The organism is Robertmurraya mesotrionivorans (assembly GCF_050971805.1).
Lineage (GTDB): Bacteria > Bacillota > Bacilli > Bacillales > Cytobacillaceae > Robertmurraya_A.
Genome location: NZ_JBPCCH010000001.1, coordinates 547,526 through 564,610, shown reverse-complemented (window position 1 = coordinate 564,610; position 17,085 = coordinate 547,526). Strand labels below are relative to the sequence as shown.

The 17,085-nt window shown below is 38.6% G+C and carries 15 protein-coding genes; 2 read left to right on the top strand and 13 right to left on the bottom strand.

Going from position 1 to position 17,085, the window contains the following annotated elements; genetic code table 11:
• Positions 1-33 precede the first annotated feature (33 nt).
• Entirely contained in the window at positions 34-1,437 is a 1,404-nt protein-coding gene (locus ACRX5O_RS02805) for an aminotransferase-like domain-containing protein (protein WP_433904516.1), read from the bottom strand.
• A gap of 115 nt (positions 1,438-1,552) precedes the next feature.
• Between ACRX5O_RS02805 and ACRX5O_RS02800 the strand changes: the two genes are divergently transcribed.
• Positions 1,553-2,464: a DMT family transporter gene (locus ACRX5O_RS02800; protein ID WP_433904515.1), complete on the top strand. Its 912-nt coding sequence runs from the start codon at positions 1,553-1,555 to the stop codon at positions 2,462-2,464.
• A 43-nt stretch (positions 2,465-2,507) separates the two neighbouring features.
• Here ACRX5O_RS02800 and ACRX5O_RS02795 read toward each other — a convergent pair whose 3' ends face one another.
• Positions 2,508-3,476, bottom strand: coding sequence for an MBL fold metallo-hydrolase (locus tag ACRX5O_RS02795; RefSeq protein WP_433904514.1), 969 nt, complete (start codon positions 3,474-3,476; stop codon positions 2,508-2,510).
• Between the two features lie 461 nt (positions 3,477-3,937).
• Between ACRX5O_RS02795 and proC the strand changes: the two genes are divergently transcribed.
• On the top strand, positions 3,938-4,783 hold the full coding sequence (gene proC / locus ACRX5O_RS02790; protein ID WP_433904513.1) for a pyrroline-5-carboxylate reductase: 846 nt from the start codon (positions 3,938-3,940) through the stop codon (positions 4,781-4,783).
• 149 nt (positions 4,784-4,932) lie between these two features.
• Here the strand turns inward: proC and ACRX5O_RS02785 are convergent, their stop codons facing one another.
• From ACRX5O_RS02785 to ACRX5O_RS02735, 11 genes are all read right to left on the bottom strand, one after another.
• Positions 4,933-5,388: a hydrogenase maturation protease gene (locus ACRX5O_RS02785; RefSeq protein ID WP_433904512.1), complete on the bottom strand. Its 456-nt coding sequence runs from the start codon at positions 5,386-5,388 to the stop codon at positions 4,933-4,935.
• On the bottom strand, positions 5,388-6,794 hold the full coding sequence (locus ACRX5O_RS02780; protein ID WP_433904511.1) for a nickel-dependent hydrogenase large subunit: 1,407 nt from the start codon (positions 6,792-6,794) through the stop codon (positions 5,388-5,390). The genes ACRX5O_RS02785 and ACRX5O_RS02780 overlap by 1 nt, the downstream gene beginning before the upstream one ends.
• Positions 6,787-7,692, bottom strand: a complete 906-nt coding sequence (locus tag ACRX5O_RS02775) for a hydrogenase small subunit (RefSeq protein WP_433904510.1) — start codon at positions 7,690-7,692, stop codon at positions 6,787-6,789. Before ACRX5O_RS02775 ends, ACRX5O_RS02780 begins: the two co-directional genes overlap by 8 nt.
• The gene (locus tag ACRX5O_RS02770) at positions 7,692-8,210 is read right to left on the bottom strand and encodes a cytochrome b5 domain-containing protein (RefSeq protein ID WP_433904509.1); all 519 of its coding nucleotides are present in this window, start codon (positions 8,208-8,210) and stop codon (positions 7,692-7,694) included. Before ACRX5O_RS02770 ends, ACRX5O_RS02775 begins: the two co-directional genes overlap by 1 nt.
• 54 nt (positions 8,211-8,264) lie before the next feature.
• A complete protein-coding gene (hypE, locus tag ACRX5O_RS02765) occupies positions 8,265-9,272 on the bottom strand; it encodes a hydrogenase expression/formation protein HypE (RefSeq protein WP_433904508.1) in 1,008 nt (335 codons plus the stop codon).
• Positions 9,273-9,277: 5 nt separating this feature from the next.
• Positions 9,278-10,384, bottom strand: coding sequence for a hydrogenase formation protein HypD (hypD, locus tag ACRX5O_RS02760; protein ID WP_433904507.1), 1,107 nt, complete (start codon positions 10,382-10,384; stop codon positions 9,278-9,280).
• Entirely contained in the window at positions 10,341-10,592 is a 252-nt protein-coding gene (locus tag ACRX5O_RS02755; protein WP_433904506.1) for a HypC/HybG/HupF family hydrogenase formation chaperone, read from the bottom strand. The genes hypD and ACRX5O_RS02755 overlap by 44 nt, the downstream gene beginning before the upstream one ends.
• A gap of 33 nt (positions 10,593-10,625) precedes the next feature.
• Positions 10,626-12,908, bottom strand: a complete 2,283-nt coding sequence (hypF, locus tag ACRX5O_RS02750; protein WP_433904505.1) for a carbamoyltransferase HypF — start codon at positions 12,906-12,908, stop codon at positions 10,626-10,628.
• A complete protein-coding gene (gene hypB / locus ACRX5O_RS02745) occupies positions 12,893-13,552 on the bottom strand; it encodes a hydrogenase nickel incorporation protein HypB (protein ID WP_433904504.1) in 660 nt (219 codons plus the stop codon). The genes hypF and hypB overlap by 16 nt, the downstream gene beginning before the upstream one ends.
• The gene (locus ACRX5O_RS02740) at positions 13,549-13,908 is read right to left on the bottom strand and encodes a hydrogenase maturation nickel metallochaperone HypA/HybF (RefSeq protein WP_433904503.1); all 360 of its coding nucleotides are present in this window, start codon (positions 13,906-13,908) and stop codon (positions 13,549-13,551) included. Before ACRX5O_RS02740 ends, hypB begins: the two co-directional genes overlap by 4 nt.
• A gap of 1,621 nt (positions 13,909-15,529) precedes the next feature.
• Complete coding sequence (locus ACRX5O_RS02735) at positions 15,530-17,074, bottom strand: response regulator (protein WP_433904502.1); 1,545 nt, start codon at positions 17,072-17,074, stop codon at positions 15,530-15,532.
• Positions 17,075-17,085 lie beyond the last annotated feature (11 nt).

The following is a 17,085-nucleotide window of genomic DNA, read 5'->3' as shown; positions in this document are numbered from 1 at the left end:
CTTACCACAAACCCTTTAAAAAAAGCTAAAAAATCATGCATACGTATTCACTACCTCGATTAACCTTCTAATCCCTACCCTCAACTGCTCTTCATTGGCGTAAGAATAACTTAAACGAAGCGAAGAAGAAAATCCTTGTTGCAAAGGATCACAAATCAATCCAGGAACAAAGGAAACCGAATTCTCAATCGCTTTCTGTAACAACTTATCTGTCGGAAGAGGGGCAGGAAGCTCAACCCATAAATTTAAGCCTCCATCAGGACTTACCCAGCTCCAATTCGTCTTCTGTAATTCTTCCTCCATAATTTCCTTACGAATTTGCAGAGCAATTCTAAGCTTTTCTAAGTGCTGCTGCAGCCGAGGAGAGGAAAAATAGTGCAGAAAGATTTTTTGATTAAGTAGTGGGGAGCCATTATCGGCAAGTGCTTTCACTGTAAGCAAGCCATCTTTCAAGGCAGGTGGAACAATACAAGCTGCCACACGTAGTCCAGGTGAAACATATTTGCAAAAGCTTCTCACATAAATGACGACACCAGCTGTATCAAATGTATAAAGAGGCGGTGGTGGAGCTTTTTCGAAATAAATATCGTGATACGCATCGTCCTCAACAATTAAACAGTTGTATCGTTCAGCTAATTCCACTAACTTCTTTCGTTGTGCCGTTGGGACCGTATAACCGGTTGGATTATGAAAGGTTGGGTTCACATAAAACAGTCTCGGCTTGTATTTTTTCATAAGCATTTCAACTTGCTCTAAATCATAGCCATAAGGCTGAATATCGATCGCTATCAAATGGGCATCCTGGCTTTTAAAAATATCAATTGCAGCACTATAGCTTGGCCGCTCCAGTAGCACCGTATCTCTTGGTTTGATAAATAATTGAGCGATTAGATGGAGAGCTTGCTGAGAGCCTGAAGTGATGAGGATATCATCAAGGGAAAGATGAGTTTTATAGCGTTTAATAAAATAGTTCGCCAATGTATCACGCAGCTCCATATCCCCTTGTACGGTAGAGTAGGTAGAAAGCACCTTAGGATACAAATCAAAAACCTTTTTTACATAATCTGATAAGAAGTGATTTGGCAATAGATTAGGATCAATTAATGCTTGTGAAAACTGATATTGGACGCTTTGCTGATGGATGTCAGATAGGTTATATGTTTTCTCATTAGCTCGAAGCAAAGAGTGGCCATCTAAAGGGGGTGTGGAACTTCCTTGAACATAATAACCAGATTTATCTTTTACAAACACCTTACCTTGTTGCTTCAGCATTTGATAAGCTTTGAAAACGGTCAGCCGATGAACGTTCATTTCCAATGACAATTCACGAATCGACGGCAACTTGTCACCAGTCTTCCAGTCCGAACGCTCTATTCTTTGCCATAAATACTCGTATACTTCCTCAAAAAGATACTTTCGTTGCGCGTGTTTACTCATTAAAGACACCCCCTTATGATTTTTGATTGTAACATAATTTAACATCATCTGTTCTGTTCATCTACAACTGTTCTATTCTTCTAGCGGTATGATTAGTGGCAAGGAGGAATGGAAAATGATTATTTTGTTTTATTTACTTATGTGCTTTATCTTTGGAACCACCTTTTTAGCGATTAAAATAGGTGTGGATGCGGGAATTCCACCGTTTTTCGGTGCAGGACTTCGATTTTTCAGTGCCGGGTTTCTATTATTTCTATTTATGAGGTGGAAGGACAAGGTTTCTTTAAAAATACTTTTTAGAAAAGAGCTCTTTTTTACTGGAGTAGGGTTAACGTTCGGAACATTCGCCACATTATATTGGGCTGAACAGTACGTTTCTTCAGGAGTAGCAGCGGTTCTATCAGCAACAGGACCCATGATGATTTTAATCATATCCACCCTTTTACTAAAACAAAAAACGTCTTATACATCCATGATAGGTTGTATGATTGGATTGGCTGGAGTAGTCGTGTTAATTTTGCCGAGCATTTCTTTAAACGTACATTTCTTATGGATCATGGGATGTCTAGCAATCGTAGTAGGTGAAGTCTTTTATGCTTCAGGGACGATTTATACCAAACAGGTGAAGGAGAAAATCGTTGCTTCTCCCCTTGTATTAAACGCCGTTCAAATGATGCACGGTGGTTTACTTTTATTCCTACTATCATTGATAACAGAGAAGGTTCAACCATCATCATTGATTCACACAGCATCCATCGGTTCCCTTCTTTATCTAATCATCATTGGCTCTATGGTTGGACATAGCCTATATTATTGGCTTGTGACAAAAACGGATCCAGTCTTCCCGTCCACATGGCTATATATTTCACCTCTTATCGCTGTTGGCTTAGGTGTCACCTTCTATCAGGAAGAAATGACATGGTATACCGGGATTGGTGCCGCTACCATTTTGTTAGGGACGATTTTAGTGAACTACCCTGCTTTACAATCTCTACTATGGAAAAAAACTCTTTCGCAAAAAGGGTAAAATGAAGCTCCTTTCCTTTTTTAGGAAGGAGCTTCATTATTTTTTATAGATCCGCACTATAAACAAAGGTCCCATTTACCTTTGTACCTTGTATTTTTTTACCATCTAATAAATAATCTAACTGTGCGATGGATTCTGAAATGGTCAACCCCAACTGTCTCTTGTAGACCGAAGGAAATAAGCGTTGACATATTTGAAAAGCGGTCATAGATTCCTGCTCCAGCCATTCCTTCACTTGCTCAGCACGCAAAACTTGATGAGAGAGTCTCTTTTCAACAAGACCATGAACATCCGTTACCTCTTCTCCATGTCCCGTATAAGTAAGACGAATAGGAAGGGTAAGAAGCTTCTGCAAGGAATCATTGACTTGAAGCTGTGGTTTTGGACGTTCTCTCTCTCCTGGGAGCGGAGGCTCCAGAAGCGGATTCGCAGAAATATGCGCCAATAGAAGATCTCCTCCAATCAGCACCCCATCCTTTTTACGAAATAGACCGATCTGACTCTGGGCATGACCAGGCGTTTCAATCACTGTCCATTCAGGTAATCCTATCGGAACTTCCCCCTCAGAAAGCGTACCTGATAACGATCGGTTGCAGGAAAACAAGAGCATTTGTTTCATTCCACCGATAAAAGGGTCATAATACTTGTCCGGAATGCCACATTCCACAAACAACTGCCGATAAAAAGAATCGTAGTCATGATAAAACTCATCGGTTCGATCTAGCCAGCGTTCATTGTTAGCATGTCCGTAAACCTCTAAATCAGGAGAAAACCGATCGAGCAAACCAGCATGATCCGGATGATCATGGGTTAGTATGACTTGTTCGATATCTGTTAGCTGGAGACCAAGTTGAGCTAGTTGATTTTGAAGCGATACAAATGCTTCCTCCGTATTTGGACCGACGTCTATTAATGTCAAACGTTCCCCCCTTATTACATACACGTTCACATCGCCGACTGGAAAAGGAGTAGGCAAAACCATCTTTGCAATTCCATCACGCCATTCTGTCATATTCAAACCCCTTGATTATAATTGTTATATAACAATAGTACATATGTATATTTTACCCAATGTTATCAAGAATGTCATTATTTTCATATATCGTTTTTTGAAAAATGCGAAAAGTCAGGCTGCATTCCCTCTTGACAGAAGGGTTGGTTATCTTGCATAATCACTAGTAAATCATTTAGAGCGTTAAAGTGGCAATGAATAAGGCCAGTACGTGGCAAAAGACAAAAGAGAGTAAAGCTCACCGGCTGAAAGGCTTTACCGTCCCTTACCCACCGAACCTACCTTATGAGCTGTTAGGCAAACCTAACCGTGTTCTCCGGCGTTAACGGATTTGAGTTGCACTTTCCCATTGTTTGAGGAAAAGTGTAAATGAAGGTGGTACCACGGAAGCTAAGACCTTTCGTCCTTGTTAGGATGAAGGGTCTTTTTGTTTTTATAAATGGATTTTAGGAGGAAGAAACGTGGAGAAAATAGCGGTTATCGGAGCAGGATCAATGTCAGAGGCATTAGTAGCGGGGATTGTGGAAAATCAATTAATCAACCCTGAAAAAATATGGGTGACCAATCGCAGCAATGCAGATAGACTGGCAACACTTCACGAGCAATACGGCGTAAGCTCCACGTATGATCATCGTGAACTATTGGAAGGAGCAGACATGGTTCTACTTGCGATGAAACCAAAAGATGCTGCAGCCTCCATTGAACAAGTACGACATTTATTAAAGTCTAACATGCTGATTGTCTCTGTTTTAGCAGGTGTCTCAATGGATTCCATTGAATTACTCTCACAAAAGCAGCTTGCGATCGTTCGAGCGATGCCTAATACATCAGCAGCCGTAGGACAATCCGCCACAGCGATTGCTGTCAATGCCAAAGTAGATGACGATCAAAAAAGAAATGTGCAAATGCTTTTTGATACAGTGGGAATGACAGCTTTTGTAGAGGAACACCAGTTAGATGCGGTCACAGGCCTATCCGGTAGTGGTCCTGCCTATATCTATTATTTGATCGAAGCAATGGAAAAAAGCGCCGTTGAAATAGGCTTAGAGCGAGATATGGCACAACAATTAATTGTTCAAACCTTAATAGGGGCAGCACAAATGGTAGCCAAAACGACAAAAACACCACAGGAGCTTCGCCATGCGGTAACAAGTCCTGGCGGAACAACAGAAGCTGGATTAAAAATTCTTGCAGGGCACGGTGTACAAGAAGCTTTTGTTGAATGTATCAAAGAGGCAACGGCGCAGTCGAAACGGTTAGGGAAGAACATTGCCGAGCAAATGGAGAGTGTGCACAGGACTTTGTAGTAAAATATGTATTTAACGCTCCTTTTCTAACTAACGCACCCGTTCGTATTATAAGGTCAGCCAGATTTCTGGTTGACCTTTTTTATCTATTGATTGCTTCTTCAATCGCTACTCCATCTGATTTGATAATCTGAAGATCTATAACACACTCAATTCTTTGCAATCAACCTATCAATGGTCTGTGATACATCTTGTAAAATCGTTTTCCATTTTTCTCTTAAAGTTTTGCTTAATCCTATATGGAACCTTATCTCATAAGGCTCTACTCCTATGAGATAACCCTTTTTTGATTCTTTCTGCTGATACAATGATTGAAACAAGTGAAAGTTATGCGCTGATATGTTTAAAGTTTGATATTCATGTAAATTAGCAAGTGGATAAACGGTAAGCTCTCCTGGTTTGTTTCCTGAAAATACAGCATCCACAATGATTACAAATGTAGCTTTCATTATTTGATCCATGCAGTAATCAATATCTGATTCTCCAATCAAAAAAGATACATACGGGGTACGATTCAGCATGGATAGTTGCTCAATTAGATAAATTCCAATTCCATCATCCATCATTAATTGATTGCCAATACCTAAAACAATTATTTTTTCCATTAAAACACCTTTATGGTTTTTACTTGTTTTCCTGGACTATATACATGAGTCGCACATGACATACACGGATCAAAGGAACGAAGAATTCTGCCAATCTCCGCAGGTTTATCTGGATTCTGAATAGGCGTACCGACTAAGGCTTCTTCAGCAGTACCTCTAAAACCATTATCATCCCTAGTTGAGAAATCCCATGTGGAAGGAGTAATGATTTGATAGAAGGAGATTTTCTTATCTCGAATCTTTAGCCAATGACCTAGTGCCCCTCTCGTTGTATCCACTAACCCCCTTCCAGATGCCAATTCTGGGAGTTCATATTTTTTTTGCACATCTACTCCTGGAATGATTTGCTGAAGTAATATTTTCATAATTTCTGTGATTTTCTTTGCTTCTAGTGCTCTGGCAATCGTTCGATCCATAGCGGAGATTCCGTTGTTATACGCTCCACTTAGTATTAATCTTGCCAACGGTCCGACCTCAATAGGGAGCCCATTATATCTTGGTGCTTTCACCCAGGAATAGGCTTTTTCTTTGTCCATATCCGGCTCTGTCACTTCTTCATTTGGTTGGTTGCTGTTAGTTATTGATTTGAAATAGGAGTAATCTATTTTTTCTTGAATTTTACGTTCATCAAATGCTTCAACAGATTCCGTTGTGGATACAAGCGGATCCACATATAGTGTGCCTAACTCCTTATAATGGTTAAAAGCACCATAGGTTAAAAGGTTGCCATACCCTCCGCCTATGCGAAAATAGTCTGCATAGAAGTGCGCAATGTCATATACATCTGGGATCATTTTTTCATCAATAAATCTGGAAATTCCCCCTAAAATAGAATCGATATGAACGACTTTCTCGGCTGTTGCCTGTGTGGTTATCCCTCCAATAAAAACCCCATGATTATGGGGAGCTTTACCACCTAAAACGGCTAACATCTCGTGAGCTAGACGACTGAACTTGAGGGAATCAAAGTAATGCTGTGAAATCCGGTCATTAATGTTTTTGGGTAATCGAAAATCGTCATGGTCGGTCTGGAAAAGAGAATTTTGTTCAATCTTTACATAGTCAGGAACAGTATATTGATAAAAATGGCGGATATGATTTTGTAAAAACTCACAACAATGGATGATATCTCGTAAATATTTTCCTTGTTCCATTGGTTCAACGTTTAACGCATCTTCTAAAGCAAGGGATGAAGCCATTGAGTGGGCTGCAGAGCAAATGCCGCATATTCGCTGAGTAAAATAAACGGCATCGAACGGACTTCTTCCTACTAACATTTGCTCAAAGCCGCGAAATAAATTTCCTTTTGTTTTGACATCAACGACTTGATTCTGGTCGATAATCACATCAATTTCCATAAAACCGCTTATTCGTGTCAACGGATTAATCACGATTCTCTTACTCATTCTTCACCACCCTTGTCGTGTCATAACTAATGAACGGCGCCATAGCATCTGGAAAACCAAACTGAGCACAGCCAATACATGGCGTATTATCTCCTATCGGCCAATTCACATGACCATTCCATTGCCTTGTTGGACAATCTACTCTCGTCACAGGGCCCCGGCATCCGAGCTTAAATAAACATGTTTTATCCCCTAATTTTTCAGCAAAAATGCCTCGGTCAAAAAACGGTCTTCTTGGACACCGGTCATGGATAAGCGTGCTATAAAACATTAATGGCCGGTCTAAGTTGTCTGTTTCCGGCTCCCCATATAATAAAAGATGCGCTAATGTCCCTAAAAACCAGTCTGGATGAACAGGACATCCGGGAAGTTTAATCATGTTTTTGTCAGGCAGGACCTGTTGCAACCCCACAGATTGGGATGGATTGGGTTTTGCTGCTGACACCCCGCCATGTGTGGCACAAGCCCCCACGGCTAAAATATGTGAAGCCTTTTCCCCGAGCATCTTAGCTGCTTGAAGGCCTGTAAGAGGCTTTCCTTGCCAGCTGCCGATAATATTGAATAAACCATTGTTTTTTAACGCCACAGCTCCTTCAACTGCTAGAATATACTCTTCGTCCATCGCATTTATTAGTTTTTCGATCGCCCGCTCTCCTTCAGCAGCCATTAAACTATTGCAAAACTTAAGATCAACCATTGAATTTAACGTGTACTCAAAGTCGGGATTCTGCCCGTTTAACAAGGAAATGATATTACCGGAACAACCATTTAATTCTAAGTAAATGAGGTTTTTTTTCTTGATAATCCTCTTTTTGAGGCTCTCCAGTGCCGTACTTGTTAACCTTTCCGCAATGGCTTCATTTGTTAAAGACTCTGGTGGCAAAATTTTCCCTTCCATTAAACCAACCTCCCTACAACAGGTAGTGTAGCTAAGATCGATTGTTGCCCAGCATGACAAGAAGCAAATTCCTGTGTATAATCTTTGCCTGCAATTAAGCCAAAGTGAGTAGCAGCTGCCCAAGCCCGATTGTTTGTCACATCATAGACAATGCCATTGACCGCAACATAAGCTGGTCTCCCATTTTTCCCAGTAAATGTGGCTAATTCTCCAACTGTAAACGTTCGTTGATTAGACTGTGATATAGGTGGATTGGGTAAAGGAGGAATTTGTGAGTGATTTAAATTCCCTGAAGGAACAGGCATAGATGGTTGTGAAGGTAAAATATGATCACTATTCTTCGCTTGATTTGCCAGCCATTCACTAAGAAAATGAATAGTTGATAGTGCATCCCATAACCGTTGAAAAATTTGCGGCTTCATGGAAGTGTCACTCAAGGTAGATAACGTATAAATATCATGACGTGCTTGTGTAACAAGATAATTTATTTGCATTCTAATCATTTCGATGTTTTGCATGATGCTCTCCCCTTTAGGCCGTTTGCCCTATCCTATGCTTACATATCAAAATGATTAACAAATTCTAGGCAAAAGCTGACCAGATAGGCGATTAAGTCTTCTTGTTGTACCAACAGCTGTTTTTAAAAGTAGTTTCCCGGATTGAATATGACAGGATGTAATTTGACCAATAACACTTGCATCCTTTCCTATCTCATGATTCTTCAAGATATCAAGTGCCTTTTGTTTATCATTTGAATCAACGATGATAACTACTTTCCCTTCATTTGCTAGGTAAAGAGGATCATAACCTAAAATATCACATGCACCTTGAACATCCCTACGTGCCGGAATAGAAGCTTCATCTATTTCAATTGTAAAATGAAAGTCTTCACATAGCTCTACTAGAGTTGTGGCTAATCCCCCCCTTGTTGGATCCCGCATGATCCGAATTCCTTTGACTTCCTCCAAGAGCTCATGAATCATGTGGTTTAATAATGCACAATCACTTCTAACATCTGTGAGCAACCCTAGCTCCTGGCGAGCACTCAGGATAGCGACCCCATGATCCGCTATTGTACCGCTAATGATTACGCAATCTCCTTCTTGAACCATTTCAGGTTTCAATCGATGCTGTTCTTGCATCACACCAATCCCTGTCGTATTTATAAAAAGGCCATCCGCACTCCCCTTTTCGACTACTTTCGTATCACCAGCAATAATGTTCACCCCGGCTCTTTTTGCTTCCCCTGCCATAGTGTTAACAATCTCTTTTAGACTTTTTATCGGAAACCCTTCTTCAATAATAAATCCAGCAGTTATCACGTGAGGAATAGCACCACTTACAGCTAAATCGTTTACTGTTCCTGTGATAGCCAGCTTACCTATATTTCCACCAGGAAAGAAAATAGGTTTTATCACATAACTATCTGTTGTTACAGCGATGGTTTGCGTAGGAATGGTAAGAATCGCAGAATCAAACAGTGTTTCCTCTGAATGTCCAAATGATTGAATAAAGATATCTTGTATCAGTTGGTGTGTTAATTCTCCACCTTCTCCATGAGCTAGACTAATTCGTTGCACTACGGTTACACCTCCCTCATGAATTGATAATGTGCCGCACAGGTTCCTTCTGTTGATACCATACATGGACCAATAGGATGAGTGGGAGTACAACCTTTACTGAACAGCACACACTCTTCTGGTGTAATTAATCCTCGAACAATTTCACCACAGCGGCATTTGGTTCCTCTCGGCACCCCTATCAAAATGTTAAACTTCTTTTTTGCATCGTATTGCGCATATTTCTCTTTGAGAACTAATCCACTTTTAGGAATCGTCCCCATCCCTCTCCATGCCTCATCATGGGCTTCTAAATACTCTTCTAGTAAACTTTGAGCAACGACATTTCCTTTATCTCTTACAACATATGTATAATCATTGATGATTTTAACCTTTTTTTCCAGCTGATGATTCAGCAGCTTATAAATCCCACTGAGTAACTGAACGGATTCAAAACCAGTAATGACACCCGAAATAGCATATTCTTCCACTAAATAACGGTAGCTCTGTTTTCCTAAAACAACGGAAACATGACCAGGCAAAAGAAATCCATCAAGCTTTACTTCTCCCGAACTAAGAAGTGCTCTTAAAACAGGCTCCACCAATTTTGTTGTCATCCATATCGAATAATTATTTACATCCTTTCTTGCTGCCTCGCGAACTGCAAGAGCGAGAATTGGAATCGTTGTTTCAAATCCAATTCCTAAAAAAATGACTTCCTTATCAGGATTTTCCTCTGCTATTTTCACACTATCTAATGGAGAGTAAACGACTCTGATATCCTTTCCATCTGTTTTCGCTTTCATTAAAGTAGATTTAGAACCAGGAACACGCATCATATCGCCAAAAGTACAAAGAATTGTGTTAGGCTCTTCTGATAATTGGATCATTGCATCGATCGACTTTTGATCTGTGACGCATACAGGACATCCCGGTCCCGCAATCAACTGTACATAATCTTTCAATCTCGCTTTTATTCCTGTTTTGGCTAATGCCATCGTATGTGAACCACATACCTCCATGAATACTGGAATTCTGCCTTTTTCTTCTTTAAATCTCTTCGCTAAATCGATAACTGCTTCAACTGAATTACGAGTTAAGACCGGATCTGAAAAATGGTCCATGTCTGCCATCTAACACATTCCTCCATTCTTCTATACTCTCTTTGGCATATTCCTCATCCACTACGGTAATGGCCTGCCCCGCATGAAGTAAAACATAATCGTCGATTCTAACCTCTGGAACAAAAAAGATCCCTACATACATCCTCGAACCCATTACATCTACAAGAGCTCTTTCCCCTTCAATTTCAATGACTTTGGCTGGTACTCCTAAGCACAAATTAATTCACCACCTTCATTTCTTTTATCATCCTTACAACTGATGAGCAGCAATGATGATTTGTCCTAATGATAAGCCTCCATCGTGACAGGGGACATGTTTATGTGTAAAGACGTTAAATCCTTCTTTTTGAAGACCTTTCTGAATCTCTCTGGCAAGAAAAACGTTTTGGAAGGAGCCACCTGACAGTACGACTGTTCTATTTAAATCTGGTCTATTCCTCAATAGTGTTAAAATCATCTGTATACAGCAAGACACCAATGTGGTATGAAACTTCTGTATGATTGCAGTAGTGGATTGTTGAAGTTTGTCTTGAATGATTTGATAAAGCATAGGAGATAAGTCAAGTTGAAGTTGGTTTGGAGTGTGTGTTATTAGATGATATGAATACATCTCCCCTGTGCTTTCAAGTTCGGTTCTATTCATATAATCAGATAATTTGATCGCTGCTTCGCCTTCATACGTTGAAATCGAACAGATATCTAAAATGGCACTAACGGCATCAAACAGGCGGCCACATGTTCCAGCCATAGGCGTATTCATCTGATGGACTATCATCTGTTCCATAATGTTTATTTCTTTTAATCTCTCAGGAAAAAGTTTCATACATAAATCTTTTCCCTCTTGCGGCCAGTAATAAAGCAGCATCCCAACTGCATTTCTCCATGGTTCTTTCACGGCTTTTTCTCCACCTGGAAGAGGAGTGTATTTCAGGTGAGCTAGTCGTTCAAAAGATTTTGCATCTCCATAAAGAAATTCAAAGCCCCAAATATTCTCGTCTTCTCCATATCCTGTACCATCTAATATAATACCTAAACAAGGTTCGGTAAGACCGTTATCTTCCATACAAGATACATGGTGTGCATGGTGGTGTTGAATGGATATAATTTTACGATTGAGTTTTTTGGCGATAGAAGTGGATGTGTATAGTGGGTGCTTGTCGACAGCCACATTCACTTCTTTAACCCCTAGAAATTCTTTATAATGATGCAGTTGTTCTTCAAAGGAGGCAATCATTTCTTCGTTTTCTAAATCACCTACATGAGGACTCATGACAATGTTATTCTGTTTTCCGATGGAGAATGTATTCTTTTGGTTTCCTCCAAATGCAATAATATGATCCACATTGGATGTTGTTTTAAGCGGCTCTGGAACAAATCCTCTAGCACGCCGTATAAATATCGTATTTTCTTCATCACATTGAACAACCGAATCATCAATAGGAAAATCGATTTTACGATTATGAGTTAATATATAATCACATAAGTTTTGTAAATGTTCTAAATGAGCATCTTTATATAAAATAGGGAAACCAGAAGGATTAGCACTCGTCATCACGATACATTCCAATTTATTATTCTCAAATAAAAGATGATGTAGAGGAGTATAAGGCAACATAATCCCAAGTGTTGATAAACCTGGATAAATATTTTGTGGTAATACTCCATCTCTTTTTCTTTGTAAAATAACAATCGGCATTTCGGGGCTCGTCAGGAGATCTTCTTCTTGGCTGGAAATATGACATAGATTTCTTGCCACCTCTAAAGACTTGACCATGACCGCCAACGGTTTCTGCGGTCGTTTCTTTACATGTCTTAACCGGTCAACAACACTCTCTTGATAAGCATCACAAGCTAAATGGAAGCCACCTATTCCTTTAATGGCCACAATCTTTCCTTCTTTAATCAGATCAATCGTTTGCATGATGGCTGATTGATTTTCAGCTAATGGTTTCTCACCTTGGTCATAAAGCGTAACGGTTGGTCCACAATCTGAACAACAAATAGGCTGAGCATGGTGCCTTCGATTCGATGGATCTTCATACTCTTCTCCACAATCATGGCACATAGGAAATTCCTTCATTGTCGTATTTGGACGGTCATAAGGAAGACGATTGATAATCGTATAGCGCGGTCCGCATTGAGTGCAATTAATAAATGGATAGTGAAAACGTCGATTATATGGGTCGTTCATTTCATCCAAACATTTCTTACAAATCGCCGCATCCGCAGGTATCCAGGGAATAGACCGTCCATTTTTTCGGCTGGGAATAATCGTAAATTCTTTATAATGGGCGAGTGGAATTTGATGAATGTTTATCTCATTAATTTTTGCCAATCTAGGAGGATACCTTCTGATTTCATCCACCATTTTCTCTAAATTTCTTTCTTCTCCTTCAACCATAATGGTGACACTATTTAGGTTATTTTGGACCGTTCCATTGAGTTGATATTGTTTTGAAAGATGGTAGATAAATGGGCGAAAACCAACTCCCTGCACCTTTCCAGTCACGATTACTTTTATCGCTTTGTACATTGAAGATAAGCATCCTTTATCCAATTGATCCATCCTTCCATCCCTTCACCCGTTTTTGCAGATAATGCTTTCAATTGCGCTTGTGGGTTAATTTCTTTTAAGTTTCTTTTCGCTTCTTCTAAATTGAAAGATACATAAGGAAGGAGGTCAATTTTATTAATAATTGTTACATCTGTACGTCGAAACATAACAGGATATTTCGGGATTTTATCATTTCCTTCAGGAACACTTAAAACCACCACTTTATAATCTTGTCCTAAATCATAACCAGATGGACAAACTAAGTTCCCAATGTTTTCAATAAAGAGAATGTCAATGGAGTCTAGATCAAAATCCGGTAATGTTTTCGTAATCATCCTTGCATCAAGGTGACATCCCCCTACCGTATTAATTTGAACTGTTTGGACTCCTAGCGAACGTAATCTTTCTGCATCCAGATCCGTTGCTAAATCTCCTTCTATCACAGCCATATGAAACTCATTCATTAAGGCTTTAATCGTTTCTTCCAGTAAAGTCGTTTTACCCGCCCCTGGAGAGCTCATTACGTTAATGACAAGAGTATGTTTTTTTTTAAAGGTTTCTCTATTGAATGCAGCAGCCAAGATTTGATCTTTTAACACATCTTCTTGTAACTTGATTTTCACAGTTCATCACTTCCTTCGTATGATTCAACCCTAAAGGTTTCACCGGAAACGAGTAAACAATTTGGTAGTTCGCACTTTGGACATAGCGCCATTCTATAGTCGGGTGTAAACTCAAACAGACATGTTTGACATTTTGCTATCGCCACTTCACGTATAATTTCTAAGTTTGTATTTTCACCAAGAATGCCTAATCCTTGTTTCCGAAAATGGAAAAATGCTAACTCTAGAGCATCAGGCAGTACATTTGATAAATCACCAATAATCACATCTATTTTGTCTACTTTGCTTATACCATGTAATCTAGCATCTTCAGAAACTATTTTTATAATTTCAGACATAAGCGACATCTCATGCATCCTTAACACACCTTTTGTTATTATCTCTCTTAAATGTTTATGCTTGGGTTTATTAAAAAGAACACTTTGTAACATACCGCTCATAAGCTGTATAAGCGGTAAGTGTTATATTTGCCCCGTAGTTATATTAAAAACAAAGAGCCTTCCACTCAGGAAAGGCTCTCTACTCACTATTACATCCTTTATTTATCTTTTCTTACAAGTAGTGAACAGCACTCCACGTGAGTGGACTGTAATTGACAACACAATTAGATGTTGGTGGGTTTATCAACATTACAACGGATTTCTTTTGAGTCGGGACTAAGAACTCCTTCTCAACTAAGCAACCCTTGGTTATGTCGAGGACAACGTCCATTCCATTCTGTAATTTTTATAGTTGGTATCTTAGCAATACAACCATTTACGCTACACTTTTGGTACATGTTATCTGTTCCTTTTGAAATTGTTTCCTGTGGGTAATTATTCCTTTTACTTTCCTCTAAATAATTCTTTAGTAAAAAAGGAGCATTTGGTAGGACTCTCAGGCTTATTTCCCCCTTAATGCTTTGATAAAACGGATTAATCTCTCCCTTGGAACATAAATTTTGAATTGACTTGGTGTGGGTTACGACTAAATTCCCTTATACTCAATCCAGATCGGAGGCGTTCCTGGAACCAATAAAGAAATGGTTTTTCCTCCATCATTTGAAACTCTTGTTTCTGTTGAATTTCATTTGAGAGAGGATGTGCTTATTTTCTTATTTGACAATGGGGAAAAGGAATATCAATTTCTCACTAAAAAACTATTAGACTATAAGAGTTTAAGAAATATTCACACCTATCAATTGTGGCAAATAGAGAATCAAGTAGGATACGTTATTCACGGCCTTGTAAATTACGTGGATAAAAATGGCGAAGTGATACAAAGAAAAGCGTGAATATGGAGATTCGTCGGTTACAGTAGAAGCTGCTTTGCTCCCACTAAAGAAGAGCTAAAAGACAAAGTATTATCATTAATTCACTACTATCAAGAAGATCCAGAAGAATATGGCCATAACACTTATCCTTACTACACTCGCTATTATCGTTAAAAAGGAAGGGTGCATTTCTAATGGAAGACTTTATAGCGTTCGACGTTGAAACCGCAAACAGCAATAGACATAGCATATGAAGAAGATTTTATGAAGATGTTATAAAACGAGATTGAGGAAAACAAAAAGAGTGATTCAAAATCTAACGGGTTCCGTTTCCAATAACAAAACGTAACTTTACAGCTAAAAATGTATATAAATTTGCACCGTATTTGTGGTGCTTTTTGTTTAATAAAATAAAATAGCCTAGTTCCGTATGAACTAAGCTACGAAGTGGTCTGGCACTCTAGGAGGCAGACCACTTTAGAAGGAAAGGAGAAGGATATAAAAACATTGCATATATAGAGAACTCAGAAAATAAGTCTCGCTACTATTTTTGTAAAGATATTTCGAAGATTCATCTTTTGTCTATTCATTTACCAATCGCCTCCAGGGGCTTAATTGAATTATTCTCCATTTCGCACATTGATTCAAGCGGGTACTCTAAATAACACTCGTCCGAGCACATAAATTCATGTGTCCTCCCCCAACAAATTACTCTCGTCCAACACTTACTTTAGTATGTGCTGTGAACGATAGAGACCAGGGGTTGTTCCGATATTTTTCTTGAATACTTGATTAAAGTATTTTTGATTTTCGTAGCCTACCTGCTTACAAATTTCGGATACCTTTAAATTTGTGGTTCTTAATAGTTTTTTTGCATTTTTTAATCTGACCTTTGTAATATATTCAAAGATGGTGTTGCCGACTGCCTTAGAAAACAAGCTGCATAGGTAGGCAGGGTTCTTATGGAACAGCTTGCCTAAATCATCTAGAACGATTGGATCTTTATAATTAGCATGAATGAAACTTTTTAAATCGATGATTAATTTTTCATTATAGGAAACGTGGTTTTCATTTAAAAAAACAGTTGATTGCTCAATAAATTGTTCAAGCCAAACTCTGATTTCTTCCATAGACTGAAGTTGATTTAATTCTTGGTAGACTAAATATCGTTCGCCGCCACTTTTACTAACTTCATATTCACTTTCGATAAATTCCAAGAAATGATTAACAATTTTAAAACAGACGTATTTTGATTTTTCTGGGGGCAGGCTGCTCTTTTGGCAATCGAGAAAAATTTTGTCCATAAAAAGATTCATGCCGCTAAGAAGGTCCGGGCCTTTTTCATTAAAAAATGTATCAATTTTTTCAATAATACGATTGCCAAAGGAATGATTGAACGTTTCTAATTCTTTATAATAGGTGATGAACTGGTTTGAAAAAATACCATTTTTCAACGCTTCTTTTGCTTCACTATAGGCTTTCTTTATGCCCGAAATCGTTTCATAGATATTACTGATTCCAACCATCGGTTTTATTTTTATATCATGATAGATCAATGACACAAGATCCTGAACCAAGTCATTCCCAAACTCTGAACCAGAGTTTGAAAACATGATGACGATTTCACTATCAATCGTATAGATAAAGCTCTCTATCTTCCTGTTTTCTAATAGGCTTTTTATACGCTCTAAGGAAGCTTGAATTTTTCCAGTGGCATTTGAATCTTCCCAGGAAAACCCCTTCAATCCGATGTTTAAAAAAGAAAAACGTTGTAGCTTTTGATCCTTTTCCGGCGCAACAAATCTTTGGCCAACCAAGAAATCAAGAACACGCTTTTCTTCTAAAGCCATTTGATATTCATTCATCCGTTCCGTTGCTTGTTTTTCATTTTTTATTTTTTCTAGTTTTAAAATGGCATTTTTAATAGAATGAACAATTTCTTCTACTTCAATAGGTTTAACCAGATAGTCGATTGCCTCGAGTTGAATCGCCCTTTTGGCGTAATCAAACTTTGAATAGCCGCTTATAATGATAAAAACAGTATCTAGATTAAGAGCCTTTGTTTCTTGAATGAGATCCAATCCATTTAATTTAGGCATTCTTATATCAGCTAACACAATATCAGGATTCTTATTCATAATTTCTTTAAGTGCTTCTTCTCCGTCTGAAGCAGATCCTACAATTTCAATTTGATGCTCCTGCCAGTTAGTTGCTGAATTTAAGCCTTCAATTACAATTTTTTCATCATCAACAATTAAAAGTTTATACATAATAGAATTCT

What these genes read in the sequence shown, in the direction of transcription:
- ACRX5O_RS02805 (WP_433904516.1), bottom strand. Translation starts at nt 1,437, where the DNA reads ATGAGTAAACACGCGCAACGAAAGTATCTTTTTGAGGAAGTATACGAG.
- ACRX5O_RS02800 (WP_433904515.1), top strand. Translation starts at nt 1,553, where the DNA reads ATGATTATTTTGTTTTATTTACTTATGTGCTTTATCTTTGGAACCACC.
- ACRX5O_RS02795 (WP_433904514.1), bottom strand. Translation starts at nt 3,476, where the DNA reads ATGACAGAATGGCGTGATGGAATTGCAAAGATGGTTTTGCCTACTCCT.
- ACRX5O_RS02785 (WP_433904512.1), bottom strand. Translation starts at nt 5,388, where the DNA reads ATGGAAAAAATAATTGTTTTAGGTATTGGCAATCAATTAATGATGGAT.
- ACRX5O_RS02780 (WP_433904511.1), bottom strand. Translation starts at nt 6,794, where the DNA reads ATGAGTAAGAGAATCGTGATTAATCCGTTGACACGAATAAGCGGTTTT.
- ACRX5O_RS02775 (WP_433904510.1), bottom strand. Translation starts at nt 7,692, where the DNA reads ATGGAAGGGAAAATTTTGCCACCAGAGTCTTTAACAAATGAAGCCATT.
- ACRX5O_RS02770 (WP_433904509.1), bottom strand. Translation starts at nt 8,210, where the DNA reads ATGCAAAACATCGAAATGATTAGAATGCAAATAAATTATCTTGTTACA.
- hypD (WP_433904507.1), bottom strand. Translation starts at nt 10,384, where the DNA reads ATGGCAGACATGGACCATTTTTCAGATCCGGTCTTAACTCGTAATTCA.
- hypF (WP_433904505.1), bottom strand. Translation starts at nt 12,908, where the DNA reads ATGTACAAAGCGATAAAAGTAATCGTGACTGGAAAGGTGCAGGGAGTT.
- ACRX5O_RS02740 (WP_433904503.1), bottom strand. Translation starts at nt 13,908, where the DNA reads ATGCATGAGATGTCGCTTATGTCTGAAATTATAAAAATAGTTTCTGAA.
- ACRX5O_RS02735 (WP_433904502.1), bottom strand. Translation starts at nt 17,074, where the DNA reads ATGTATAAACTTTTAATTGTTGATGATGAAAAAATTGTAATTGAAGGC.